Consider the following 26,731-nt stretch of genomic DNA (forward strand, 5'->3'; position numbering starts at 1 on the left):
AGGCGAATAATAAATGTATATTTTAGGAATAAGTTGTTATTATCATGATGCGTCAGCAGCATTATTAAAAGACGGCAAAGTAGTTGCAGCTGCAGAAGAAGAACGTTTCACCAGAAAAAAACATGATAAATCATTTCCCATCAATGCACTCAAGTTTTGCTTAAAAAGCCAAAATATCTCTAGTAAAGACATTGCATTTATTGGTTTTTATGAAAAGCCGTTGTTAAAATTCGAACGGTTGTTAAGTCAGCATCTTGAATGTTTTCCATTAAGCTTGAAAACCTTCTTAAAATCAATGCCGCAATGGATTACTTCTCGGTTAAGAATCACAAAAACAATAAAAAAGAACTTGCAATATACGGGCGATGTTTTTTTTGTCGAGCATCATCTTGCCCATGCAGCAAGCGCTTTTCTTGTTTCGCCGTATGAAAAAGCAGCGATTGTAACTATTGATGGCGTAGGCGAATGGTCAACAGCAACATTTGGGGTAGGAAATAAAAATGAGATTAATTTAATCAAAGAGATAAGATTCCCCTCATCGCTTGGTTTATTATATTCAACGATCACAGCGTATTTAGGATTCAGTGTTAACAATTCAGAATACAAAGTAATGGGTTTAAGCCCTTATGGAGAAATGAATAAAGAAAAAAATGTGTATTATCCCAAATTAAAGCAAGTTATTGACATTAAAGAGGATGGAAGCTTTCGTTTGGATATGGATTATTTCAAATTTCATTTCAGTGATAGAATGCCCTCCAAAAAACTCTGCATGCTTCTCGGCAGTAATCCGAGAAAAGGATATGAAGAAGTTACGCAGCGTCATAAAGATATTGCTGCAGCATTGCAGTTGATTACTGAAGAAGTCATGACTAAAATACTGCATCATGTTCATCAAGTTACTAAGGAAGATGCGATAGTTCTTGCAGGAGGGGTAGCCTTAAACAGCGTTTACAATGGGAAAATTCTAAAGACTACGCCTTTTAAAAAAATTTGGATTCAGCCAAATGCTTCAGATGGTGGAACAAGTATTGGTGTTGCAGCATATGTCTATCACACAATTCTAAAACACAAACGCACTTTTGTTGAAAGTTCAGCGTATCTCGGGCCATCGTATACTGATGAAGAAATAAAACAATTTCTCGATAATAATCATATTAAGTACACAGCCTTTTCTAATCAAGAACAGTTAATAAAAACAACGGCAAAGTTGATTTTCGAAAACAAGGTTGTTGGTTGGTTTCAAGGAAGTATGGAATGGGGTCCAAGAGCTTTAGGGAGCAGGAGTATTTTGGCAAATCCCTGTAATCCCAAAGCAAAAGAATTATTAAATGAAAAAGTAAAACATCGTGAGAAATTCAGACCTTTTGCGCCAGTAGTTTGCGAAGATGAAGCATTAACCTATTTTGACTGTGATGAACCGATTCCAGAGCCAACAGATTATATGTTGATGGTGTATCCTGTTAAGAAGCAATGGCAAAAGAAAATTCCTTCAGTAACTCATGTTGATGGGTCGGGAAGACTGCAAACTATTCGCCGCCATCAGAATCAGCTGTATTATGATCTTATTAAAGAATTTGGAAAACTCTCAGGTATTCCCATTTTAATTAACACGTCTTTTAATATTCGCGGAGAACCAATTGTCTGTACACCTTATGATGGTTATAAATGTATGATGGGAACAGGAATAGATTGTCTTGTCATTGGGAAATTTCTCGTCAAACGGGAAGATAATTCTCAAGACAAATGGGATAGTGAAAAATATGCAACTGATTGAAAATATGATCTATACAAAATATTTATTTAACGCGTTGAAAGTAAGCATCGTGTTGCTAGGAATATTTCTTATTATAAAATCATTAATTACTCCTCTTGAAGTTGGAACAAAATCACTATACTTGCTGTTGGTTGTCTTTAAAGGAATTGTTTTTTTAATGGGTTTTTTCCTTACAGGGATAGGAATAGCATCATTATTGTTTGCCCAACATTGGTCAGGCTTTGTAGAGAGGAAAAAAGAAGTAATAAAAAATCTTTTCACGTTGTTGATTGCCTGCGTTGTTATCTTTTTTATGATGGAAGGTTTTTTAAGAATAATAGATTTTCTAGAACCTCGCAGTGTAGAAACCTACCGAACAACTGATGATGTTATGCATCATGCGTTTCTCCCTAATAGTTCAGGGGTATTTACTACCCCTGAATGGAATGTATCATACAAAATCAATAGTTTGGGATTGCGTGATTATGAATATGAACTTTATGAATTTGATAACCAAGAAAAACAGAGGACAAGAATTCTTATGTTGGGTGATTCGTTTATTGAAGGTTATGGCGTTGAACTTGAGCAAAGTGTTTCAAAAGTGCTGGAAAAGAAATTAAACAAAAATCAATTAAGTAAAGACAAAAAATACGAAGTAATTAATGCTGGAGTCTCAAGTTATTCGCCTATCTTAGAGTATCTTTACCTTAAAGAAAAGGGTCTTAAGCTGAAGCCGGATATTATTATTCTTAATCTTGATCTTCTTGATGTGAGCAATGATGTTGAATACAAAAGCAAGGCTCTCTTTAATGAGCAAAAAAAGATAATTGCAGTTCCTGGGAGCAAACATGAACAAGCAGCTGTAGAGAAAGGCGTGATAGGAACACTGTTCTCACTAAAAATAATACAAAAAACAAAAAATCTTTATGACCATCTGCTTTTTTACAAATTTCCTTTTCTGTTTAATAAACGGTTTAATAATGCAATTAAAACTAAAAACATTCTTATTGATCCCTATGTAATTTCACGGACTGATAATATAATTGAGTTTAAGGAAGAGATTGATATCACTAAACAATACATTCAAGAAGTAGCAGCTCTTTCAAAAAGCAACAATATTACTTTTATCCTGCATATTTTTCCGCGTCCTCATCAAGTCAGCGCTACTGAATGGAAAAGCAGAACTTTGAATGGATTTGATCTTGGGGAAATTTATTCAACAAAAGTTCTTGAAGAGTTTGAAGTATTTGCAAGAGAGAATAACATTCTCGCAATTAACTCAATGGATTATTTCAAAAATACCACTGAGCATGGTGTTTTCTTTACCTATGATTATCATTGGACAGAAAAAGGTCATGAAATTGCAGCTCAGGCATTATATGAATACCTTTATAAAATCACGTCTGTTTCTTTAAAACATGTACCAAAATAAAAAAGTTTGTTTAGTAATTCCTGCTTATAACGAAAAAAGATTAATAAAACCAACCCTAACTCATGTTCCAGATACTATTGATAGAATCTATGTTATTGATGATGCTTCTACTGATGGGATGGGAGATGTTGTTAAAGAAGTGATGAAGAAAGATAAAAGAATTTCTCTGATTCAGCATAAGAAAAATAAAGGTGTTGGTGCAGGTATTATTACAGGATATAATTATGCTCTTAAAGAAGGTTATGATATTGCAGTAGTTATTGGCGGAGATTATCAAATGGATTTAGGGGATTTGCCGAATTTTTTAGATCCTCTGATTAATGATGAAGCAGATTATACAAAGGGAAATAGGTTTTTGTACGCAAAAGGGATTCCTGACGTTATGCCAAGTCATAGATTATTTGGAAATTCAATGTTATCATTAATGACTAAAATTGCTTCGGGGTATTACAAAGTGTTTGACACCATGGATGGGTACACAGCAATTAATAAAAAAGCCTTAGAAGTTGTTGATTGGAAAAATGCTTGGAAAGGATATGGGTATCCGGCAGAATTTCTTATTAGATTAAATGCTTATGGATTAAAGGTAAAAGATGTTCCTCGACGGGCTATTTATTTAAAAGGTGAACGACAGTCGCAAATTAAGGTAGTGAAATATATGCTGAAAGTAATGCCTATGCTGATGAGAGGTTTTTTTTGGCGTTTAGGAAACAAATATGTTTTGCGAGATTTCCATCCCCTGGTATTCTTTTATATTATGGGTTTAATGCTTTTTCCGTTAGGATTATTATTAGGGTTTTGGATAATGTATCGTTTAACCTTCAATTTGGGTATTTCTATTAATTGGGCAATTTTATGTGCATTATTAGTGATAACAGGTTTTCAATCAATTCTTTTCGCAATGTTTTTTGATATGGAACAAAGCAAATAGGCGAGTAATAAATTATGGTTTATTACCGCTTATTTGCTTTGTTCCAATATATAACAGTTGATACCGCAAATTTCGCGGAATTGGCAGGGGAAGATAAGGAATGCCTTCTCGTCTGATAATTTTCAATCCGCAATAATGAAACATCCGGTCAAGCATCCGGGGAGTAAAATGGTGGAGATGAACTTCTCCGCTGTACAATCCATATTCACGTTGAAAGTAAAATCGTTTGATCATGAACAGATCACAGAAAAAAATAGGAAGATAGCAGGAATTAGGTGTGGTAATAATAACACGCCCTCCTTTTTTCACAACGCGTTTGCATTCTCGTAAAAAGGCAAAAGGATTTTCAAGATGTTCAAGGATTTCTCCTGCAACAACAGTGTCAAAAGTATTATCTTTGAAAGGAAATTTTTCATGAACATTGTGTGATACTAATTTAATATAATTGCTCGGTAGTTTAACCTTATCATTTAAATCCATGCCAATGACGTTTTTAAGATAAGGATTAGGGTTTGCAGCGCAACCAATATCAAGCACGTTGCCGGAAGCATAACTCCCTATTCTTTTTAACCTAATTCTTTCATCCATTCTCTAGCAAAATAAGGTATGTTTTATATATTTTTATGAGTGGAAGGAATAATTTTACTACTTTTTATAGACAAATATCCTACCATAAACAAAAATGCAATAATAGTTGCAACTATAGCTCCATAGAGTTCAAATAAGGGAATAAGGAGCCAATTAAGAGCAATATTAATAACAGCTGCGATAACAATGGCAATCGTAGCATAACGAGAGCCAGGTAAGCTGGTAGCATTAAAAAAAGAGGCATATAAATAATAAACAAGGCTAATGGTTGCCGATAGGGTAAAGAGAAGAATATACCATATATTGTAAGGATATTCTTTTCCAAACAATAAAACCAATAAACTGCTTACTATTCCGATAAGAAGATACAGTCCAGGAAGGATTCTGAACAACTTATTAATTCTCTCCCAGATATTCTTTTTATCCCTTGTAGTTGTTTCAGGAAAAAGGATCGTAGTAAAAACACTGACAAATAGCTCGACAAAGATCATGGTTCCAAGATAATAAACTTGATATAATCCTAATGCTTTGCTTCCAAGGAAATAATGGACAAAGACATTATCAATATAAGTTAAAATCACAATAGAAATAACACTTAGTCCATTATAACTTCCGTAAGTAAACAATTTTTGCATAAGAGGATAATTCCATGACCATTTCCATAAACGAAAAAAATCAGGAATAAGGAGGGCAAAGGAAAAAATGTATCCAGAAAATAACGCAATTATTGACGGAAGTAGCGAATAATTCTCAAAATAAAAAAAGACTACCATAATAACTGCAAAAGCAATAAGAGATCTTAAAAGTACAATGTTAGTGAGGAGATAATATCTTTTTAATCCCTGCGCTACATGCCGTGCAAAGGTAAATAAGGTGTTTCCAAGAGCAAGGAGGATTGCAAATATAAACAATGATTTATCAATGTTAAGGACAGTTGAAATCTCTTGAGAAAGAATATAGAACAGCGCTGAAAATAAAACAGTAAACAATCCAACAATAATAGTAGAATTACTAACAATTCTAGAAAGTTCTTTATGATTAGTTGTTTCTGAAGCATATTTTGTCAGACTGACATTAACTCCCCATAAGAATGGCACAAACAAGAATGAAGCAATAGTTTGCACAAGCGTTAAATCGCCAAATAAGCTTGCTCCTAAAAACCGCGCAGTTACCAACTGGAAAAGAAATGCAAAGAGTCGAGAAAGACCAAATCCTATAAATACAAAGCTCATGCTTTTACCTAAGATCAGGGCTGTTGATGATGGTTCTTCCCCAAAAATAAGAAAATACGCTTTTCTCAACAGAGAATCCAACGGTTTCATCCACTTGTTTTCCATAGAGGTTATAAATTGAATGTGCTTTTAATGTTTTATCGTTTTCAAGGCTTCGTCGAAAAATAAGGTTAGCGCCCTCAGGTCGAAACTCTTCACAGTAACGGTTTAAAGAGGTCAGAGGGACGGCTCCTTCGGAGCGTGACCGTTTATGCGATTGAAATATGCAAAGTTTCGAAGGCGCTAACCTGGCGACAGCCATTTTTTGGATGAAGCCCATTTTCAATCAGTAAACTATATATAGGGTAGTTTAGCACTAACAACTAAGAATCGAATTAAAATAAATTAAAATAAATTAAAATCTTTTAAAAGGGAATGAGATGTTCAAAGTTGTTACTGTTGTAGGAACAAGGCCAAATTTCAATAAAGAAATGCTGATACACAAGTATCTTATAGATGCAGGAATAACGGAAATTATCATTCACACGGGTCAGCATTACGATATTGAAATGAGTAAAGTATTTTTTCAAGATTGTGATTTACCTGAACCAGATTATAATTTAGAAGTTGGGTCTTTAAGTCATGCAAAACAAACAGGACTTATGATGGAGAAAATAGAAGAAATTCTCCTCAAAGAAAAGCCAGACCTAGTCGTAGTGTATGGTGATGTTAACTCAACTATGGCTACAGCATTAGCAGCAGCAAAATTGCGAATCCCTATTGCTCATATTGAGGCTGGGCCGCGAAATAAAATGCAATACATGCCTGAAGAAATTAATAGGGTGGTTACTGATAGAATTTCAACCTTATTATTTGCTCCAACAAAAGAGGCATACAATAACCTGCTGAAGGAAAACTATGCTCGTGAAAATATTTTTTTTACTGGTGATATTCTCAAAGATAATCTCTTGTATATTATGAAAAAACACCATATTGAATGTATACCTTCTGCTAAAAGTACGTATCTTCTTGCTACAGTCCATAGATGTGAAAATACTGATGTTCGAGAAAATATTCAGGAAATCATAGAGGGGTTTATAGATTCCAAAGAAAAGATTATCTTCCCTCTTCACCCAAGAACAAAGAAACAATTAGAGCGCTTTGGTCTCTTTGAAAAATTGAAACAAACGCCAAACATAGAACTAAAACCTCCGTTAGGCTATGTTGAATTTGTAAAATATTTAGCTGGCTCAAGAAAAGTACTGACAGATTCCGGCGGTGTTAGGAGAGAAGCATATATGTTAGGCAAGCCCGTGATCACAGTTATTAGTGAAGACGGTGAGTGGTGGCCTGAAATTGTTACTGCAGGCTGGAATAAAATTACTGGTCCAAATAAAAAGAACATCATTGATGCTATCAAACATTTTGACCCAACATCATTGCCACAGCCAGAAATTTTCGGTGATGGAACTGCGGCAAGAAAGATTGTTAACATTATTATTGATTTTCTCAAAAACCATGGTAAAAAATAATCAACTTGAATCTGAAAATAATCAGTATGATACTAAAGCAGAATTTATAAAAAAATCTAGGCATAATCACGACTGGGATTATCTTTGGAAAAAGACAAGAAAACAGATGCAGTATTCTATAAAAAAAGCAAATTATATGAGTCAAAGAATGGTAAAAGAAATTAAAAAACATACTCTACTAAATAATAAAGACTGTTTTGAAATCGGTTCAGGTTCTGGAAGATTATCATGGATGTTATTAAAAGCAGATGTGCGATCAGTAACCTTGCTTGACACCTCAAAAGAGGCATTAGAAATTGCTAAGACTTTATTTACCGAAAAAGAAAAAGAAACTAAAGTTTCTTTTTTGCAAAAAAGTATTTTTGAATTTCCCACACATAAAAAATACGATATCGTGGTAAGCGGCGCTACCATTCAGCATTTTAAAGAGGAAGATGTGCAGTTGATCTTAAAAAAGCATCTTGATCTGACCAGAAAAGGGGGTGTTTGTTGTATAATCTTTCCTTCAAGCAATTATTTTAATGTTCAGCGCGAGAAAACAGAAAGCAATCGAAAACTCTATGGCTGGTTTGATACGCAATTAGAAAAAAAAATACATACTCTTATGCCGATACAACAATATGTTCATTACCGCTTTGATTTCTTTTATGGAAAGCCAAAATTCATATTATATCTCCATCGAATTATCTTTTATCTTTTTGGTATAGATTTAAATGTAGCATGCTTAGAAAAACGTTTTGGTGGGCTTGTTTTCTTGGCATTTAAAAAATCATAAAGCTCTCCTAAAGTGCAAAACCACGTATTTCTTTTCTTACCTTCAAGAAGTAGTTTCTCATATAACTCAAAATATCCCGGATAATCCTTTTTACTAAACGCAGTATTATGCCAAATAATGACCAAAGGTAAACTTTCCTGTTCAGCGAGGTCATAAAGTGCAATAATTTTCTTCCAAAGTTCTTCGGTGGCAATAAGGTGTTGAGGAAGAGCAGAATCCATTAATGCAATCGGGAAAACCATAAATCTATCGCCTTCTTTGGAAAATGGTTTAAACGGAGTTTTATGCTGAAGCTCTTTAAAACCAATTCCTCTTGTTAAACCAAAACTGCTGTCATACTGAAAACCTGCTTTTTTCTGCAATTCCCATGTTTTTTCAAAATCAAAGTTCAAATAATGTTGTCGAATCCCTTTAATCTTATGTCCAACAATGCGTTCTAAGAGTTGTTTTTGAGCGGTAAGCAACTTAATTTGATCATAAGAATGGTAAGATCCATGAACGCCAATTTCCCATCCCTCAGCATCAAGTTTTTGAATAAGCTCGGTTATTTTTTTTTGTTGAATATTATATCTTCCTACAAACAACATTATATCTCTTAACGACAAAGGGAATTTTCGTTGTTCTTGAAGGAAGAAAAACGTTGATTTAATATTATGGAACTTTTCAAGTTCCATAATGGTATCAAAAGTCCAATAAGGATTATGGAAATAAGAACTTAGATGATACCATGCATTCTTGAAATTAAAGTTATATAACTCTTTTAAAAAATAATAGGGGCATTGGTAAGTTTTTTTAGTTCGATCAATATCATGGGTTAGACAAACAGCAAATCTGCTTTTTCCTGGGTACTGTAGTTGTTGTTTCATAAGTTTAAGCATCGAGCTTTTTATAGAGCAATTCAACATTTTTCATTTGTGAATCCCAATTATATGTTTTCTCTACTAATAATCGTGATTTTTCTCCAATAGCTGTAAGTTTTTTTCTATCAGTTGCTAAAACAGTGATAGCGTCAGCTATTTCTTGAGCTGAGCCAGGAGTAACAGTACATCCTAATTGATTATGTTCAACAACACTGCGCATTCCAGGAAGGTTACTGATGATTAAAGCGCATGCTCCAGCCATATACTCAAACAGCTTATTTGGGCTGCAAAATTCATTGTTTCGAGTAAGATATTGAACATGAAGACCTATGTCTGCTAAAGCTGAATAAGTAGGAACTTCATCATAAGGAATCTTGCCAATAATATGAACATTTTTCGCATTTTGGTCTTGAGCAAAAGCAACTAATCGTTGATAATAGGGGCCATCACCTACAATGAAAAAAACAACGTTGTCTCGAAGCGCAGCAGGGAGAAGCTTCGAGGCAATAACAATCTCTTTCACACCGCGTATTTCTTTAATGATCCCACAATACATCGCAACAATGGTGTCTTGTTTAATACCATACTTTTTCTTCAGAAAAGATATTTTCTTATGATTCTTATAAGTATCGAACCAGGTGAGATCAATATAATTAGCTGCTACAACAACTGGCTTGCCAAATCGTTCCAATTTCTGAGCAAATTCTTTGTTGATGGTAATAATACCATTAACAAAGTAGCTGCATATTTTCTCAAGAAACAAGCCAGGTAGCCATAATAAAATAGACATGTCTCTCAAAAGATTAGGGTAATCTTCATGCGAATCATAAATTAACGTTTTTCGTTTGAACCATTTCAATATAACTCCTAAGGGGAGTGCTGTTAAATCATGAGCATGAATGATATCACATGGCTTTTTTAATGCATAAAAAAAAGCATGAGCCATAAATCCAATAATGCTATACAACACCGAGATTATTTTTAGAAAAATATTTCTTTTTTCAAAGTTTTGTATCAAGGCAGGACCAAGATGAACTACCTTAAAATGTTTATACTCCTCTTGGGGATAATCTCCTCTATACTTCCACGCTATAATTTCAATATCATAGCCTTTTCTTGCAAGGTAATTAGCTTCTTTAAGAACTCTTGGATCAGGAGCAAAGTCTTTCAAGAGAAGCATCAAAATCTTTTTCTTTTTTTCTTTTTGTTGCGGTATCATGATGGATTATAGCTGAGCTTCTAAAACTTCCTTAACATTCGAAATAATATACTCTTGTTGAGCAGATGATAATTCTGGATAAATTGGCAGTGAGAGAATTTCATCAGCGATTTTTTCGCTTATAGGATAACTTCCTTTTTTTAATCCTAAACAAGAAAATGCAGGCTGGAGGTGGAGAGGAATGGGAAAATATATCTGTGTAGGAATTCCTCTTTTTTCAAGCTCAGACATAACTGCTGATCTCTGTTTTACACGAACAGTATAGACGTAATATACAGGTTTCGCATGAGCTTCTTCATAAGGTAATATTATCTTTCCCTGGCTAGAAATATCTTTAAACGCTGCAGTATAACGTTGGGCAAGAGTTCTTCTTTTCTCGTTGACAAACTCCAATGCTTTTAATTTAACTCGAAGCACAGCTGCTTGCAAACTATCCATTCGTTCGTTATACCCTAAATAATTATGTTCGTATTTTTGTCCTGGCAATCTCCCATGGTTGCGAAGAGCAATAAGCATATTTTTAATGTTGCTATTATTAAATACAATAGCTCCTCCATCGCCAAAACAACCAAGATTTTTTGCAGGATAAAAAGAAAAGCAGCCTATATCTCCTTGAGGTACCTTCTTATCATGATACATGCATCCATGAGCCTGAGCGCAGTCTTCAATAACAAATAAATTATGTTTTCGAGCAATCTCAATGATCTTATCCACAGCACAAGGATAACCATACAAATGTACGGCAATAATTGCTTTTGTTTTTTTTGTTATAGCTGCTTCAAGTTTTGATGAATCTATGTTGTAGGTTTTTTGGTCAATATCAACGAGCTTAATGCTTGCTCCGCTATGGATAATCACTTCCCCTGTTGCGATAAACGTATGCGGTGTTGTAATAACCTCATCGCCTTCTTTAATGTCAAGAACTTTTAATGCTAAAAAAAGAGCGCTTGTTCCAGAGTTAGTACTTACACAATATTTGCTTTCACAATAATCAGCAAATTCTTGTTCAAACAAAGAAACATCTTTGCCATTGACAAAATCAGTTTGTTCTATTACCTGGGCAAGCGCAGCATCTATTGCTTCTTTCTGGCTGATATATGATGCTTTCAAATCAACAAAAGGGATTTTCATGTCCTCGCCTCTTTTTCTCCTTATTCAACATCTAAATCTCTTTTAAAATGTGCTGATTGTAATGCTAATTGGCAAATTTTTGTGGTATAATATTCTTCTTCGCCAATATTAACAATCTGTTGATACTCTCCATTATTATTTTTATGTTTTTTAATCACTTCAACAAAATATTTTAATTCTTCTTTCAAAGGTTCATTTTTATGCATCTCTAAATTTTCTTCAGCACTTTTAACAACACAGCCCTGTTCTATGCTGATAGGGAATATTTTCAATGTTTGTTCAAGAAAATCAGCATAGAGTTTCTTTTTGCTTCCAATAACCCATAGGTCTCTTTTTTTCAAAGGATGGCAGCAGCTTACTTCAATTTCAGCAAAAAAAGAGCCATAGTCGAAAATAATCACTGCTGAATCTTCGTGTTTTTGGTCTATAATGTTTACTCTTTTGCAATACACTTTTTTCGGGAATTGTCCAAGAACAAAATTAAGAATATCAATCATGTGAATGCCTAAATTAAAAATAACTCCAGAGTCTGAGCGTGGTGGTTTGCTTGAATGAATATATCTGCTGTGGATATAGTGGAGTTTTCCTAGCTCTCCTTTCGCAATCAATTCTTTTAATGCTATTACTGAAGGATTAAATCTGAATAAATACCCAACTGATAAGATCAAATTTTTTTCTTTTGCTAGGCTAACAAGTTCACGTGCTTGGTCTGCATCGAGGGTAATAGGTTTTTCTACAAGAACATGCTTTCCAGCTGCAAGGCATTCTTTAACAATAGGGTAATGAAGTGTCGTTGGTACAACAACAGAAACAGCATCAACTAACGGTAATAATTCTTTATAATTCTGCATAAACAAAATTCCATAACTTTCTGCGAGAGTTTTTTTTGAAGCATCAATATCTGCTAATCCAACAAGCTGGCAGTCCAGCTCTTTAAGTTCAGCATATACTCTGAGATGATTTTCTCCCCATTTTCCAGAACCTATAACCCCTATTCTAACCATAATAAGCTAGATTTATGGTTGATTTATATAGTTTATTACGATCTTGGGTATCGCCAAAGATCGTAATAAACTATATAAATCATTGAAAATCTCATAATTCTATGATGAGTATTGATGCAATATTAGTCTTTTTTATCATGATCTATTGTTTTGGATATTCAGTTACTTTCTTTTTGAAGCGTTCTTCGTTATCACTTGAAGATATTTTGATGAATTTAGGCATTGGTCTGGGTGTATTTCCCATCATTGCAACAATATTTACTATGCTGAGAATTCCCTTGAGCTGGTGGATTTTTCTTGGTGTAGGGCTTATAGTGCCGGTGTATAGTTTCTTTCAACATTTGAAGCAAAACACGAATATATCGCCTCAATTCAATCTCAAAGAAAGATATAAAAAATTGACAAAATATCATCTCTATGTTTTTCTGGTTATTCTCATTGCAGGATTTTCGTTCTACACAAATCATAAAGGTGCATTTTCTTATCCATGGCTCGAAGATGATGATCCATGGATTCATGCAATGGGGGTAAGTTATATCTCTGAGTACAGAACTGCCCTTGAACCAGTTACCGGAGAAAATGCTTTTCAATATTTAGATGCGTATCCAGTTGCGTATGATGTGCTGATGTCACTGCTTCATCAAATAAGCAGCAACATGATTTGGACATTAAAATTTTTTAATGCATTATTGATTGCGCTTGGGTTTATTTCATTATTCTTTTTTGTCAGGGAATTCACCAGAAGTGATGAAAAAGCTTTATGGTCAACATTTATTTTAGCAATGTTGCCTTCATATCTTACTCATTTTATTTGGGCGCACGTTCTTATTATCATCAATATATTTCCTCTGTTGTATAGCTTTGAAAAAACTCGGACCAATCATCAGTGGTGGTATGTCTCCTTATTATTAGTCGTAGGTATTTTTCTTGTGCAGCCAGATCAGCCTATAAAAATTATAGTTATGATCGGTTTATACTGGCTGGCAAGGGCTTTGTTAGAACGATCATGGCATAAATATATTCTTCTAAGCTCATTTGGTGGTTTTTTGGTATCATTTCTTGTATGGTGGGGGCCAATGCTCTTAAAATACAAGAGTAAATTTATGTGTTTGGGTTTGACGCAGGGTTCTTGTGGAGCAGAAGTAAGTTCAAAATTTGTTGACAAAGGTGTTATTGGCGCGTTAGGTGGCGCGACAAGAAAATATACTTTCAATGATTTTTTTATAGCAGAAAAAGCAGGTTTGATTAACAACTCTGTTGGTATTGGAATTGTTGTTTTTATACTTGTGGTTATAGCATTAATTGTTTTTATCGTCAAATGGAGGAGTCTCATACAAAAAGAACAATACTGGAAACTAGTTACAGTACTGTGGTTTATTTTTACCGTGATGGGTTTATACGGTGGAACAGTATTTCCAGTTGCATTATTCACGTTCAGATTTTGGATGCTTTTTTCAATTCCTGTGGCTCTCCTTGGTGCTGAAGCAATAGTGTTTATTTTAGAAATAATAAGATGTTTGGAGCATGATCTTCATCATTATCTAAAGCAAGGTTTTTTTGCTGTTGTTCTCAATAAAATAAAACCTTTTCAAGTGATCATCATTATCCTCTTAGTTTTTGGAATTTGGCATACTTCAGGGTTGCAGCGCTATTCAATTAACACTTCTATGTGGCCATTTAACGCTCAGTTCTCTTCTTTCGAACAAATTAATGGTTATAATTGGATGAAAGACAATATTGGCAGTCATAAAAATGTTTTTCCCTTGTGTGATTCAGCGATGAAGCCATTAACTTATGACAAACAGTTTACCTGGAACAATGCCTCAATTGCTGCTTGGAAAAGAACAATACTCAGCAAAGATTCTTATTTTAAAGATTTGCAGGCAGGTGATCTCCGTAATCTTCTTGTAGAGAATAACTTTGATTATCTTGTACTGGGATATAGTTGCATCTATGTGCATGGTTTAAATGAAACGCAAAAAGTATTGAATGAATTGATGTCAATCCCTGATCAAATCATTCTAGAATATCAAGGCAAGGACGGCTTGCCATTTATATTTAAGATACAATAAATTATTTATATTCTTCATTTGCTTTATCAAATGCTTGCTTTCGAACAAGGTGTTCTATTTTCCGCTGGTTTTTTCTTACTAAAGCATATAAATAAAAAATAACAACAGAGAAAAATAAAAATCCGCACATAATGATAAAGTCAACAGTTCTTTTAATCTTTAATTGTCCCATAATGCCATAGAGTCCTTGGGGAAAAAGCATCACTAAAATAAAACTAATCCAGACAACTAACCACACTGCAAAATCACCAAACTTATAGTCGCCTTTGCGATAATAAAGAAGGGTTAAATAAGTCATAAACAAACCAAATAAAATCCCAATAATTTGAACTCCTAAAATCATCTTGATAATCTCCACCACAAAATATAAAGCACTACTTTGATGCCATCGATGATGGTAGTGCCTTTATATTTATCTAAATATATTGTTTGAATCGGAATCTCAGCATAGCTGAGGTTGTTTTTGCCAACCCTTGCAATCATTTCAGATTCCATACTATAATCAGATGCATGCCATCTGATTTTTTTATAAGCTTCTGCAGTAAAACATCTAAATCCTGATTGGCTGTCTTTAAGATTGACATTATACAGCCAGTTAATGAGCAGACTCATAACATTATTGCCAAATTTCAAGATTAAGGGCATGGTTTTATTAAGTTTTCTATAGCTGAAAACAATATCCTGTTTTTTCTCTTCAAGAATTTTTATAAGGCGTGGAATATCTTCAGGTTGGTGCTGTCCATCAGCATCCATAACTACCAAAACCTTTGCATTTTTTTGTAACGCATAGTCGCATCCTGTCCGTAAGGCAGCTCCTTTGCCTAAATTAATCATCTGGTCAAGAACAAGCACTCCTGCTTCCCGAGCAACACTGCTGGTAGCATCTTTTGAGCCATCATTTACAACAATGATATGTTGAGTAAACAGCTTTGTTTTCTCAAGCACATGCTTTATTCTCTCAGCCTCATTATATGCAGGAATGACAACCCATACAGATGACGGCAATAAAGACTGGTTTTTCTTCCTGATCATCCTATATCATCTCAATTACTGGTATTTTTTTGACTGCAATCCCAATCAACCTTCCATATTGCAATCTTTTGTTGTGAAGTAATTCCAGAAAATTGAAATAGATCAAAGCAGGCAAGATCCTGATTGCTGAAATAAAACATTCTATTAAACATGCTTTTTGCCAAAACGGGATCCATAAGCACGGTATAATACTTGCCATTTTCATCAATAAATAGCGATGCGCCAAACGGCTGACCGTCAGTAGTTCGTAAGAGTGTTTTATTTGAGTCTTCCATATTTTGAACAGTATACTTACCCGTAGCATCTATGAATGAACCTACGAGAGGAAATAATTTACCGCCATCAGGAGTAGGTGCGTAAAATTGGTTTTCAGTGAAGTTAACAAGTAACCCGTTTTCACAAATAATATCTTTTTCTCTTTTGATGCAAGGGACTTTATCAGATCTATAACTTGGCCAAGGAGCAATCCAGGTATTGGCTTTATCTCCTGAACCATACGGTTTTATTTGCGCATAGGTTTCCTCAGCTTGTTCTTTCGTAAGCTTCATATCTTCCTGCATAAAGGTTATAGCTTCTTCTTTCATATTCTTATTCGCTAAATAAATTACTTGAGCGCGTGAAAAATTCCAGCTGCCAAAATGCGCCCATACTCCTGCTTTTCCAATCATATCCCAGCTTACAACGAGATAATCTTCTGGTGGTTGGCAATGAGTATATTGGAGAATATGTTCAGATTGTTCTTGAGATAAGCCTTGCTGAAGCAGATAGTTTTTTGCCTCGCTTTTTGACAATAAAATAATATGGTCAATGACATTCTTGGTTTTTACTTGATCTAAATTAAACATACTCTGTGATTCATTAAACGCAGTATTTGCTCCGCAATCTAACATACGTAGTATTCCCATGCTTTCATATTCATTATCAGTGAGCAATAATTTTCCTAACCAATGCGCTTGCGGAGAATTCTGATTGCCGCCGTCAAGTGTCGTTGCCCTGTTGCCAATCGCTTTAAACCAATGTCCCATATCCCACCATGAATTAATGATTGCATCAGGAGCAGATTTTTCTCTGAGATCTACTAACAGATTATACCACTGATCATTAATGCTGGGGATCATATTTATGGACATAGTATAACCTTCTTTAAATGGTTGTATCAAAAGGAGCAGGAATAAAATAATCAGCGCTATTTTGCTAATAATATTTGGAATGAAAAGCATATTTTTCAATACAGGCACGAGGAGGTTATAAAGAGTATAAAGCGCAATGCCAAAACAAAGCACTAACGGCACAACAAGTAATAAGGTAAAGCGCACGCCTTTGATAGAAGCATAAAATGTAGCAAACAACCACATAATTAAAAGGCTTGTATAAATAATATGGCTGCTGGCTTGTTGATTATGCCATGCTCCAAATGCCATCTGCAGGATAAAAGGAATAGTTAACAAAATAATATAATAAATAACATTATCAAAATAAGCGCCATTGATTATCGTCAGATTCAACCACAACAAAAGTATGATGGTGAATGGATTTTCATGCAAAAATGTTTTATATGTTTTATAAAGTAAAGAAATACAAATAAGAGGCACTGAGAGAAATAAGATATAAAACAAAACTTTGCTGGTGAAATATTTGTTTAACCAAAAGAGCAAAAACATCCATAGATAACTCAATACAATCATCGGTGAGTAATCTTTATAACTCTTATGACTTAAAGCAAGATATAATAAAACACCCGTAATTGCAAGAAAGAATAAAATAGGTCCGCCGGTTAATGAAATAGCTTCTGAAATAGAAGAACTGTTTTGTTCTGCGACGGTGGTAAAGACATTAGGCCATAAGGTAGAGGTTGCTACAGCTTTAAAACGAACAAAATTAAGTGGTGCTAAAACGAGATTTAAGAAGGTAGCGGCTATTTTTGAAAAACCCATAGACATGCTTACACTAAATATTCCACCTGCAATAAATACAAAAAGCACTAATAGCTGCATTTTGATAAGATTGTAACTTTTCTTAATAGTCTCAGCCAATGCAAAGCATTGGCTGAAATGGCAGACAAGAATATACAGCAAGGTTATTAAGACAGCAGCAATAATAAAATAGAAAATATTCCACCAGCCAGACCATGCATAGCTGTATACTCCGACAAGAAGCCCGGCTCCTGCGCTAAGAAGTATTTTTGCTAATTTTTTTTCAGCATCCCACGCTTCTATGAACAGCCAAATGATCATGAGGGGGAAAAATATACTATAACCATCAGTATCTGAAAATCCGGCAGAGGTTCTTAAAATAAGAGCTTTGTGGATCGAAAGCAGGAGTGCGGCAAAAAATCCGCCAATATTGCCGGCAAATTTTCTTCCGATAAAAAATGCAGGTATAATAAACAATGCGCCAAAAATCATAGGGACATAAAAGGCAACAGTTGTTAATGCAACAGAAGGATTAAAGAATGAAGCGATTTTATAGAAAACAATAATCATCAAAACATGAAATGTTCCTATTTTCTTAGGCGAGCTGCTCCTTTTATCTAAAGGCAGACCCGCATAAATATAAGTATCATAATATCTTCCGTTGTATTCTAAATCTCCTTCATAACCATGGTCAAGGTAGTTTTTTGCTAGCCTATACCAATGCCAAGGATCAAGTTCAAAAAGATAGGTATGTCCTGTAGCATCTTGATAGAAATCTTTATAGCTCTTTGATTGCTGATCAATAACTTGATAAATCTCCTCCTTATGCTCTTTAAGGTATTCATCATGTTGTTTTTTGATCAATTCATCTTTATTTTGTTGGGGCAAGTTAGGATATTGCGCCTCAACAGCATTTGAAACTTGTCCTTTAAGTCCCAAAAGCACATTTTCTTCAGCCCGTATATCAGTGAGAGGTAAATAAGCAGGCATAGTCCTAAGATAAATGCTCATCACTATAGGGATGAGCAAGAGAAGAATAAAATAATGTTTTTTAATCCATTGCCAAACCTGCTGGCTTGCAAGTTTTTGCTCTTTTTGTTCTTGGTGATGTGGCTCTGAAATAGGTTGTGGAGCATGCTTATCTGATGGTAAATGATTGCTCATAATGATAACACCTTCTTTCAGCAATTGGCATATAGTTTCCTTTATAAAAGTTGCCAAAACCTAAGAAGACTTATTACGTACTTCTAAAAAAGTAATTTCCTTGCAAACAACGCTAGTCGAGGTTCTTTTAAGAGAAGTTTTATTGCTAATTTCTTTGCATTGTCTCGAGTTATAGTGAGCAGATCTTGTTTTAATCGCTCTTGATTCAATAATTTTACTAGAGTATCATAATCTTTATTATCAAATTTATCCAGCATCTTTCTAATGAGTAAATGCAGTTTCAATTCTCTTGTTACATTTTTAATCTCGTTTTCATAGCAAGTATTATTATGTAATGCTCGCGCTAAACCAGCAGCAGCTTCCATGCCAGGGATAATGCCTCCGCCAGTTGTTGCTTTAACCTGGAGCGCAGCATCTCCGACAACAGCAAGATGAAGCTTATGAACAGCATCAAAACAAGTTAATTTCACGTTTGGATCATAGATGGGTATTAATCCTCCCTGGAATTCAACAATATCTTTTTTATCAACCTTCATTCGTTGTAAAAGCATATCAAAATATTTTCCTGGGTTTTCTAAAGTGGCAATTCCTATCCTGGAAAACTCCTCATTTTCAGGGACACTCCAACCAAAAAATTTAGGCGCAATATCATTGCCTAAAAAAACTTGAAAAAGATCTTTCTGAAAGCGCCCTCGGGCAAGCCCTTGTTTTCCTAAATAAAATTGCGGTTGTTTATTGCCAATTAATTTTGACACAGGACTATTAGGTCCATCAGCTCCAATCAGATGGGTGAATCCAGTTTCAGTAATAATCTTTCCATGAACTTTAAACTCAAGTTTTCCGTTGTTAACACTAAGAAATTTATGGCCTGTTTTAATAACAGCGCCTTGTTGTTTTGCAAGATTGCCAATATGTTGATCGAACAAAGTTCGATCAACGATAATATCATCACATTTTGCTTTGAAATAATTATGTTGAGAAAACACTTCAACATAATTCATTTGATTGACAACAAATTCATCACTCAACGTAAGATGGTTTTTAATAGATGAAGTTAGTATGCCAGTGCATTGTATCGGCTTGCCAATATCGATGTTTTCTTCATAAATGGTGACTGCATGGCCATTTTTTGCAAGTAAATACCCAAGATAATTCCCGCAAGGTCCAGCTCCGATAATAGCCACAGTGTGCATAGTAACTATGGTTATTAAGAAGTATTATTTAATTAATATGGTTTTTTATGAAAGTTCCTGTATTATTTTCAAATAAAGTTCAGGAGATAAATAATATCCTTGTTGCACTAATTGCTCGATATATTCTTTACCTTGTTTTTTTGTTATATATTTTTGTTGTACATTCCAAAAAATAATTCCTAACGTGCCTAAAACAGGGATGTTATGTAACCTCGCATAGGTTCTCGCTTTTTTATCATCAGTGAGAAAGCACATTTTTTTCTCAAGAGCTAAACTTAATGCAGTATTTTCTCCTGCGCCGAGGTTTGAGGTGAGTATTTCTTGAGGGTTTGAGACTATAAGGAACGTATTTATTTCTCGGGTGATATATTGTGTATTGATGATGTATTTTTGTGACGAAGTAAGCTCCTCGAGAACTATTGAAGGAATAAACACTGTTTGGTATTTCTTTTTGAGTAAATCGAGCTTATTAATTTTACTAAGAAGTATTAACGCCGTTGTGTTGCTTACTGCTTCTTCCATGCAATCAACTTAAGATCTTTTTCCAATTCATCTACATCGTAATTAATTGAGATTTTATACTGCTTTAATACATCAAAGAATTCCCACGGTGAAATGCCAGCAAACACAGAAGCTTGTTCTAATGAGAATATCCCTGTTTGGTATTGTTCTAAAGCTTTTTTCAATCTCCATTGTTTTATAGCTTCTGCTAATAATCTTCTCACTACTTCAGATTTCTCTAAATGTTCTGCTTTTGCAATCTCTTGCAGGTCATTCACAAAACTCTCTGATAACCTTGTTGTTAAGACTTCACCCATGTATTCATTGTAATACAATGTAATATATATGTTTTTTGTTTTTGCGGCTCTGTCCCGAATGAAGTTTTTGGTGCCATGCTTGTGATTATCTTAAGAATAAATAATCGAGAAAAAAGGGAATTCCAATGGGAATTTTTTCCTTCTTATCAACAAGTGGGATAATCACGGCACCAAAACCGAGACGTAAGCCGAGATTCGGGACAGAGCCGTTTTTGCCATCAATCACTTTAAATACCACCTCTCACTCACCATTATAATATATACTCATTATAAAGTGGCAACAAAATCAAAAGCTTTAAATATCCCCTATGATTTTACCCTTTATAATACTGTCACTTTATAGTTGTAATAACTATACTACATATAATAATGGTATCCAATAGGTGAACAACATATGGGTAGGTCATTAACTGGTCTTGTTACATCATTGTTTGCAGCATCGACGCTAGCGGTTGCTCCTGGATGTAACAAAGTAGGTCAATGGTTAGATGAGGATTCTCCTGGTTCTTCTAATTTAAATTTAGAAAACAATCCATTGGCTCCAGCTTTAAAAACACTCGACACTGCAATTAAAAGTGTAGGGGGTACTATAACTTATTACAGAGGATCAGATGGCAAACTTTACGTCGAAAATGTTACTTTACCAGAATCTTGTAACAGAGCAAAAGATTCCCCACAATCAACTAGAGATGTTCCAAGTCCTGTACCAGGTCCTGCAAGCAGCATAGTTCCAGGTTTAACGGAGAGAGTTATGACACAAGGTGAAAGTAATTATGATGACGCTAAAGCTGCATTAACAGATGATAAAAGAAATATTCATATTCGTGTTGTAACTCATTCAGATAAAGATCCAGAATTTTCAAAAGCTACAGTAGAGGAAGATCCAGCAACAATTATTTGTTATGTTCAAGGTCCGCCAGGTAAACCTAAAGAGCCAGAAAAACCAAAAGCACCTCCGGAAGGATGTCCTTATACTATTTGGAAAGAATATCCACGTCCTAGTCGTCAAAATATAATTGATGATATCTTTAATGCAGTGTTACGAGGTAAAACAATCAAAGGAATTGAAGCTTTAACTGCAGATTCTGCAGATAACTTATATTCACAACTAGCAGCAAAATTTATGATGGAGTATACTGATGCTATTGATAACGCAATTAGTAAGAGGGTAGATGAAGTAAGATTGTATGATAATTTGAGAGAAAAGAGTGAAACCAGAGATGTAAATGGCGTTAATGTAAAAGTAGGTTATTCTGTTCAGGGAGATAGATACACTGCAAATGGAAAAGATTTTGCATCAAAAGTAAATATAGATAAAATTAATGACAGTAATGTCCGTGCAGGAATCAAAGGTAAATTAATTGCAGCATTAAAAGGCGGAGCTTTAAGATTTTATAATAATCACTTTTACCATAAATATAATTTCAATTCAAATGGAGAGCCAACTACTTCTCCAGCAACAGCAGTAACCATTCCAAATGCTAATTATTCAAATAAATCATTCGACTATGCAGCGCAAGATAGAATCGTCTTGGATACAACAAGTCTATTATGTAAACCACAATCAGTTGATCCAACTTCAACTCCTTTAGATCAATGTGGTGTTGGAGTAACTACACAATGCCAGACAGATGTCAAATAACGAGGTTTTCGAAAATGGTTTTAGATGATATTGTGAGTGCAATCAGAAATTGGTATGGAGCAGGAAAAATAGCTCGTGTAATGGAAGCAACAACATTAGCTGCAGCTCCAGTTACAGCGTATGCAGTTGATACTCAATCAGCAAGAGCAGAACCTCCAGCAGGATGTCATGATCAAGAAAAATGTCGAGAATATGATACAAGTGAACATTTAACTGTTGAAGTAGGACGAGGAAAACCTCTTCCGCCTCCCGATACTTCAGGCAATGAACCTATTCTTGCTCTTTATGCTTTAATAGGTGGAGACTTTAAAAATTATGAAGATGTTAGGACTGGTAATTTGGAGTCTTCTCGAGCAGGAATGGGATGGGCGTTTGGTGCAGGTGCTGATTTACGATTAGTTACATCATATCTTCTTACACAAGTTGGTTTATATTATTTATATAAATCAGTTCATGTAAATATTTCTCCAGAAGGTAAAGATGGTGGAGAATCTGGATCATTGGAAGGAACTGAACATAATCTCGGTGCTAAACTTAGATTTGTTCCTGGATGGAATGGAAACGTTTTTACTGGACCATTTTTGTTTGAAGGTAATGCTCGATTCTCATTTCGTGATTACTCAGGATCAAAAATTAATTCAGATACAGGTGATTCTTTTCCCGAAGAAAAGAGTGCAACAAATTATAGTTTAGACGCAGTACTTGGAGGATATTTTGGTATTAATTTTAGTGGTGAACTAGGACGAGGAGACTATCTTGGGTTATTGATTGGTTGGAGTCCAAAGATGTGGTACTTTGATAATACAAAAGCCTCAACATTGGATGGAATGAAATTTGGTGCGCGTCTTAGATTAAATCCAGTATTGTTTGAGGCAGTTGCCGGTCTTTATGGTTTGCGTGGCTTAGATAACATAGATGCATCGTACGGAGATGGTGTTTCAGTTAAACCAACAGGTTTGTTGTATGATGTTGACGCAAAACTAACGCTTGAATTATTACAAGGCGACAAAGGTTGCTTATACGTATTAGCATTTTATCGTGGAAATAACCATAACTTTAAACCAGAGGCAGGTAGTCAAGCAGAAAGAAATTGGACTAATCATGAAGTTGGTGTTGGTGTAGGTGGTTGTGTAAAATAATTATGATCGCAAGGTAAGATTTTGAGGTGTTTAGAGAGTGTTAAGAAACAAAGATGTGTTAAGAAGAAACAAGAATTACAATCACGAGGTAAAAACACATGAAACAAAAACAACTCTTTGGAACACTTTTGGCATTTTTATTAGTTCTCAGTACCATCGCAAGCGCATTCGCAGCTCCGCCATTTGATAATAGTAATCCTAACAATTTCTATGGATTTAATAATTTAAATGATAAATCAAACAATGGCCAAGATAAAGATTCTGATTTAATCGATGACGGTAATGATTTATGTCCATTTATCAAAAATCCAACAGATAAAAATGTTGATACTTTTGCTGGAGTAGATCAAGATATTGATAATGACGATTTAGGTAATCTTTGTGATCCTAATAATTATGACCCTTATGTTTTAGCAACAAGCAACAAAGGAACTGGAAAGTTGCAAGATCCTTTTGTCGGTAAAGAAGGGGAAACCTTAGTTATCAATCTTGAAGGTAAATATGGTGGTAGTACAGTAAAAGATCCTGATGTTCAGGCACATCATGGTGTTAATAATCCAGAACTTCTTAATATTCCAGAAGATCCTTTTGTTATTGGATTTAATGCGATTCCATTACTCATAACACTGGATAAGTTAATCAAGGATAGTAATAATGATAATACCTTTGATGAAAAAAAAGAGCAGGTTGGTATGCTCATTTCCGGCATAGATCAGGGCAATAATAAAAAAGAATTACAATGGACTCCTGATTTTGATGAGGCTGGCATGTATGTTCTTTTAGTTAAAACACTTGATGGTGGAGATGATTTAGCTCAACACGACAAACAACGAACAACTACCGATAGGATTTTTATTAAAATTGAAGAAGGCGTTCCTCCTAATGAATGTCCTGTTGTTAATGATATTGTTATGAACCCAAATCAAGCTACAGTCGGTGAACCAGTAACCTTCTCAGCATTATTTAATGACGCTGATGGTGATGCTGTTTCATGTACTTGGGAAGTTGATGGCGCTGTAGTTCCAGGAGTTTCAACCTGTACATTTGATTTCACCTTCACCACAGCAGGAGATCACAGTGTTAAGGCAACTGCGAGCGATGGTAAAAAAGATAATGATGGAAACGATTGTGCAAAATCATTAACTAAAACATTCAAAGCAAACGAAGCTCCAAACAGCTGTCCAACGGGTCAAATAGAATATGATATTAAAAATCCAGAACAAGGCGATGTTATTAACTTCAATGCAATTAATGTCGTTGACGCAGAAGGTGATGCACCAGTTGCCTGTACCTGGGAAATTAATAATGTTGTTGTCTCAAATCAATGTTCATTCCAATACACGGTGCCAGACCAGAATGATTTGCACGTAGAATTATATCTTTCAGATGGTAGTGATGAATGTGCTTATCCTTTGAATTTAGCAGACGAAGAAGACATTCCTGTTGAGAAAAATCAGTGTCCAGTCGTGGAAATATTCCCAAAAGTTACAACGGTTGTCGAAGGCGACTCAGTAACCTTTACTGCTCTTACTGATGATCCACAAAACGATCAAGTTAGTTGTACATGGGAAGTAGATAACCAGGTTGTTTTTACTAATCAGGCAGTGAATGGCGTATGTACATTTACCGCCCAGTTTAATACTGTTGGTCAAAGCGCAGTCACCGTTACGGTTACTGATAACAAAAAAGATGCTGCTGGAAACGCATGTGAACAAAGCGCAACAGCAGTTATCTCAGTCAATGAAAAACAACCGCCAGCTAATCTTTGTCCAACAGGAAATATTCAATTTACTCCTGAAAAGCCAAAGAAAGGAGATACTATGACCTTTACTGCTGTTAATATCAATGATGATGAGTTAGCAGACGAAAGTGTTACCTGCACATGGGAAGTTAATGATAAAATAGCTTCAAATGAATGTACATTCGAATACACGGTAACCGATGAAACACAATTACATGTTGAATTGTATCTTTCAGATGGAGAACTTGAATGTCTTTATCCACAGAATTTAGTAGATGAAGAATTCATTGATATTGTTATTGAGCCTGGCAACTTATGTCCAGTAGCGCCGATATTTCCAGAAGAGAATCCTCTTTTCTTGACTAAAGGTGCAACACAGGAATTTGTTGCTCAATTTTTCGATCCAGATCAAAAACCAGAAGATAAACCAAGCTCTTGTCTTTGGCAAGTTAATGGTGAATTCAAACTAGGTGCTGGTGCAAATGGATGTACTTTAACTGAAACATTTGATCAAGTTGGTCAATTTACGGTAGCTATGCAATTAATAACTGATCAAGTGGATGAAAATAACGAAGCATGCGCCTATGCAGATTCACGGCAAGTCGTTGTTGTTGAAGAACCAAATTCCTGTCCTGTTGGTAAGATTGATTACACGCCAAAAGTAATCAAAGTTGGAGATGATATTACTTTTACTGCAGTTGAGGTAACAGATGCTCAAGGTGATGCACCTATTACCTGCACATGGGAAGTTAATGATCAAAAAGTATCAGATCAATGTACATTCACGTTGCAGGATGCAGCAGTAGGTGATTATCACGTAGAATTATTTTTAGCTGACGCTAAAGCTGCATGCGCTTATCCATTAAATGAAGTTGCTGAAGTTGATGTTACTGTTCCAACAGAACCTGAAAAACAACTATGTACTGCAATACTTGATGTTGTTCAGCAACAAACTGTTGAACCTGCAACGGTTGAATTCTCATGTGAAAACAGTAATGTACAGCCAAAAGGTACAAGCTTTACCTGTGCATGGGATTTAGGCGATGGCTCAGCAGAAACTAATAAAAATTTCAAGCATCAATATGCACTAGCAGGCAACTATCATGTTGGATTAAAGGTAACAACAGCTGATGGTACAACTTGTAATGATTTGGCAGATATCAAAATTCAACATAAATCAGCTCCAGAAGAAGAGCCAAGAGAAGCCTTGGAATTAATTCAAGCAGACTTATTAAATGGTGAATTTTACTGCCCTGGCGAAGATGCAGAATTATTGCTTACTTTGCAGAATATTAGGGAAGATCCTTTAGAAGATCTAAAAACAACAGTGTATGTCACTGACTTGAACGCATTTTGGCATGTAGGGGAATTTAATCTTAAAGTTAATGAAAAGAAAACAATCTTCATGCCATTGCATGTCCCTGATGATGCAGATCCAGGGGAATATATTATTAGAGTATATGCAGGAAACGATGATTTAGCAAGAATCATCCATAGGCGTTTAGTCGTAGAAAAATGCCAGTAAATTCACTACTATTTATAAATGAAAGCACAATATTTATAAATAGAGGTGCTTTTCCA

General features: G+C 34.9%; 22 protein-coding genes. 9 read left to right on the plus strand and 13 right to left on the minus strand.

Annotation, left to right across the window (positions count from 1 at the left end):
* The first annotated feature begins 13 nt into the window (after positions 1–13).
* From HYY69_05255 to HYY69_05265, 3 genes are read left to right on the plus strand one after another with little or no spacing between them, the layout of a single operon-like run.
* Positions 14–1,774 (plus strand): carbamoyltransferase, encoded by a 1,761-nt coding sequence (locus HYY69_05255; GenBank protein MBI3032859.1) that lies wholly within the window; start codon positions 14–16, stop codon positions 1,772–1,774.
* Positions 1,761–3,185 (plus strand): hypothetical protein, encoded by a 1,425-nt coding sequence (locus HYY69_05260; GenBank protein MBI3032860.1) that lies wholly within the window; start codon positions 1,761–1,763, stop codon positions 3,183–3,185. Before HYY69_05255 ends, HYY69_05260 begins: the two co-directional genes overlap by 14 nt.
* Positions 3,172–4,116 (plus strand): glycosyltransferase family 2 protein, encoded by a 945-nt coding sequence (locus HYY69_05265; GenBank protein MBI3032861.1) that lies wholly within the window; start codon positions 3,172–3,174, stop codon positions 4,114–4,116. Before HYY69_05260 ends, HYY69_05265 begins: the two co-directional genes overlap by 14 nt.
* A 12-nt stretch (positions 4,117–4,128) precedes the next feature.
* Here HYY69_05265 and HYY69_05270 read toward each other — a convergent pair whose 3' ends face one another.
* Together HYY69_05270 and HYY69_05275 are read right to left on the minus strand one after the other, a co-directional pair.
* The gene (locus tag HYY69_05270) at positions 4,129–4,704 is read right to left on the minus strand and encodes a methyltransferase domain-containing protein (protein MBI3032862.1); all 576 of its coding nucleotides are present in this window, start codon (positions 4,702–4,704) and stop codon (positions 4,129–4,131) included.
* A 23-nt stretch (positions 4,705–4,727) separates the two neighbouring features.
* Positions 4,728–6,041, minus strand: a complete 1,314-nt coding sequence (locus HYY69_05275) for an oligosaccharide flippase family protein (GenBank protein ID MBI3032863.1) — start codon at positions 6,039–6,041, stop codon at positions 4,728–4,730.
* A gap of 314 nt (positions 6,042–6,355) precedes the next feature.
* Between HYY69_05275 and wecB the strand changes: the two genes are divergently transcribed.
* Together wecB and HYY69_05285 are read left to right on the plus strand one after the other, a co-directional pair.
* Complete coding sequence (gene wecB, locus HYY69_05280; protein ID MBI3032864.1) at positions 6,356–7,447, plus strand: UDP-N-acetylglucosamine 2-epimerase (non-hydrolyzing); 1,092 nt, start codon at positions 6,356–6,358, stop codon at positions 7,445–7,447.
* The gene (locus HYY69_05285) at positions 7,434–8,222 is read left to right on the plus strand and encodes a class I SAM-dependent methyltransferase (protein MBI3032865.1); all 789 of its coding nucleotides are present in this window, start codon (positions 7,434–7,436) and stop codon (positions 8,220–8,222) included. The genes wecB and HYY69_05285 overlap by 14 nt, the downstream gene beginning before the upstream one ends.
* Here HYY69_05285 and HYY69_05290 read toward each other — a convergent pair.
* Genes HYY69_05290 through HYY69_05305 form a run of 4 tightly spaced genes read right to left on the minus strand, consistent with a single transcriptional unit; the run spans position 8,138 to position 12,436 of the window.
* Positions 8,138–9,088 (minus strand): polysaccharide deacetylase family protein, encoded by a 951-nt coding sequence (locus tag HYY69_05290; protein ID MBI3032866.1) that lies wholly within the window; start codon positions 9,086–9,088, stop codon positions 8,138–8,140. The genes HYY69_05285 and HYY69_05290 overlap by 85 nt on opposite strands.
* 4 nt (positions 9,089–9,092) lie before the next feature.
* Positions 9,093–10,301 carry a glycosyltransferase family 4 protein gene (locus tag HYY69_05295; GenBank protein ID MBI3032867.1) on the minus strand — a complete coding sequence of 403 codons (1,209 nt, stop codon included), beginning with the start codon at positions 10,299–10,301 and terminating at the stop codon, positions 9,093–9,095.
* Between the two features lie 6 nt (positions 10,302–10,307).
* On the minus strand, positions 10,308–11,432 hold the full coding sequence (locus tag HYY69_05300; GenBank protein MBI3032868.1) for a DegT/DnrJ/EryC1/StrS family aminotransferase: 1,125 nt from the start codon (positions 11,430–11,432) through the stop codon (positions 10,308–10,310).
* Between the two features lie 20 nt (positions 11,433–11,452).
* Positions 11,453–12,436, minus strand: coding sequence for a Gfo/Idh/MocA family oxidoreductase (locus HYY69_05305; GenBank protein ID MBI3032869.1), 984 nt, complete (start codon positions 12,434–12,436; stop codon positions 11,453–11,455).
* A gap of 101 nt (positions 12,437–12,537) precedes the next feature.
* Here HYY69_05305 and HYY69_05310 point away from each other — a divergent pair, with 101 nt between their 5' ends.
* Positions 12,538–14,508, plus strand: a complete 1,971-nt coding sequence (locus HYY69_05310; protein ID MBI3032870.1) for a hypothetical protein — start codon at positions 12,538–12,540, stop codon at positions 14,506–14,508.
* A 1-nt stretch (position 14,509) separates the two neighbouring features.
* Here HYY69_05310 and HYY69_05315 read toward each other — a convergent pair whose 3' ends face one another.
* The 7 genes from HYY69_05315 to HYY69_05345 form a co-directional block, all read right to left on the minus strand.
* A complete protein-coding gene (locus HYY69_05315) occupies positions 14,510–14,851 on the minus strand; it encodes a DUF2304 domain-containing protein (GenBank protein ID MBI3032871.1) in 342 nt (113 codons plus the stop codon).
* Positions 14,848–15,540, minus strand: coding sequence for a glycosyltransferase family 2 protein (locus HYY69_05320; GenBank protein ID MBI3032872.1), 693 nt, complete (start codon positions 15,538–15,540; stop codon positions 14,848–14,850). Before HYY69_05320 ends, HYY69_05315 begins: the two co-directional genes overlap by 4 nt.
* A gap of 11 nt (positions 15,541–15,551) precedes the next feature.
* Positions 15,552–18,617 carry a hypothetical protein gene (locus HYY69_05325; GenBank protein ID MBI3032873.1) on the minus strand — a complete coding sequence of 1,022 codons (3,066 nt, stop codon included), beginning with the start codon at positions 18,615–18,617 and terminating at the stop codon, positions 15,552–15,554.
* 83 nt (positions 18,618–18,700) lie between these two features.
* On the minus strand, positions 18,701–19,810 hold the full coding sequence (locus HYY69_05330) for an NAD(P)/FAD-dependent oxidoreductase (GenBank protein MBI3032874.1): 1,110 nt from the start codon (positions 19,808–19,810) through the stop codon (positions 18,701–18,703).
* 45 nt (positions 19,811–19,855) lie between these two features.
* On the minus strand, positions 19,856–20,332 hold the full coding sequence (locus HYY69_05335) for a DUF3368 domain-containing protein (GenBank protein MBI3032875.1): 477 nt from the start codon (positions 20,330–20,332) through the stop codon (positions 19,856–19,858).
* Positions 20,317–20,628, minus strand: coding sequence for a UPF0175 family protein (locus tag HYY69_05340; GenBank protein MBI3032876.1), 312 nt, complete (start codon positions 20,626–20,628; stop codon positions 20,317–20,319). Before HYY69_05340 ends, HYY69_05335 begins: the two co-directional genes overlap by 16 nt.
* Positions 20,629–20,713: 85 nt before the next feature.
* Entirely contained in the window at positions 20,714–20,854 is a 141-nt protein-coding gene (locus HYY69_05345; protein ID MBI3032877.1) for a hypothetical protein, read from the minus strand.
* A 168-nt stretch (positions 20,855–21,022) separates the two neighbouring features.
* On the opposite strand from HYY69_05345, the gene HYY69_05350 reads away from it, so the two are divergent.
* From HYY69_05350 to HYY69_05360, 3 genes are all read left to right on the plus strand, one after another.
* On the plus strand, positions 21,023–22,270 hold the full coding sequence (locus HYY69_05350; protein ID MBI3032878.1) for a hypothetical protein: 1,248 nt from the start codon (positions 21,023–21,025) through the stop codon (positions 22,268–22,270).
* A gap of 14 nt (positions 22,271–22,284) precedes the next feature.
* Positions 22,285–23,409, plus strand: coding sequence for a hypothetical protein (locus tag HYY69_05355; GenBank protein MBI3032879.1), 1,125 nt, complete (start codon positions 22,285–22,287; stop codon positions 23,407–23,409).
* Positions 23,410–23,507: 98 nt separating this feature from the next.
* Positions 23,508–26,675: a PKD domain-containing protein gene (locus HYY69_05360; protein MBI3032880.1), complete on the plus strand. Its 3,168-nt coding sequence runs from the start codon at positions 23,508–23,510 to the stop codon at positions 26,673–26,675.
* Positions 26,676–26,731 lie beyond the last annotated feature (56 nt).

Source organism: Candidatus Woesearchaeota archaeon, from assembly GCA_016192995.1.
Lineage (GTDB): Archaea > Nanobdellota > Nanobdellia > Woesearchaeales > DSVV01 > JACPTB01.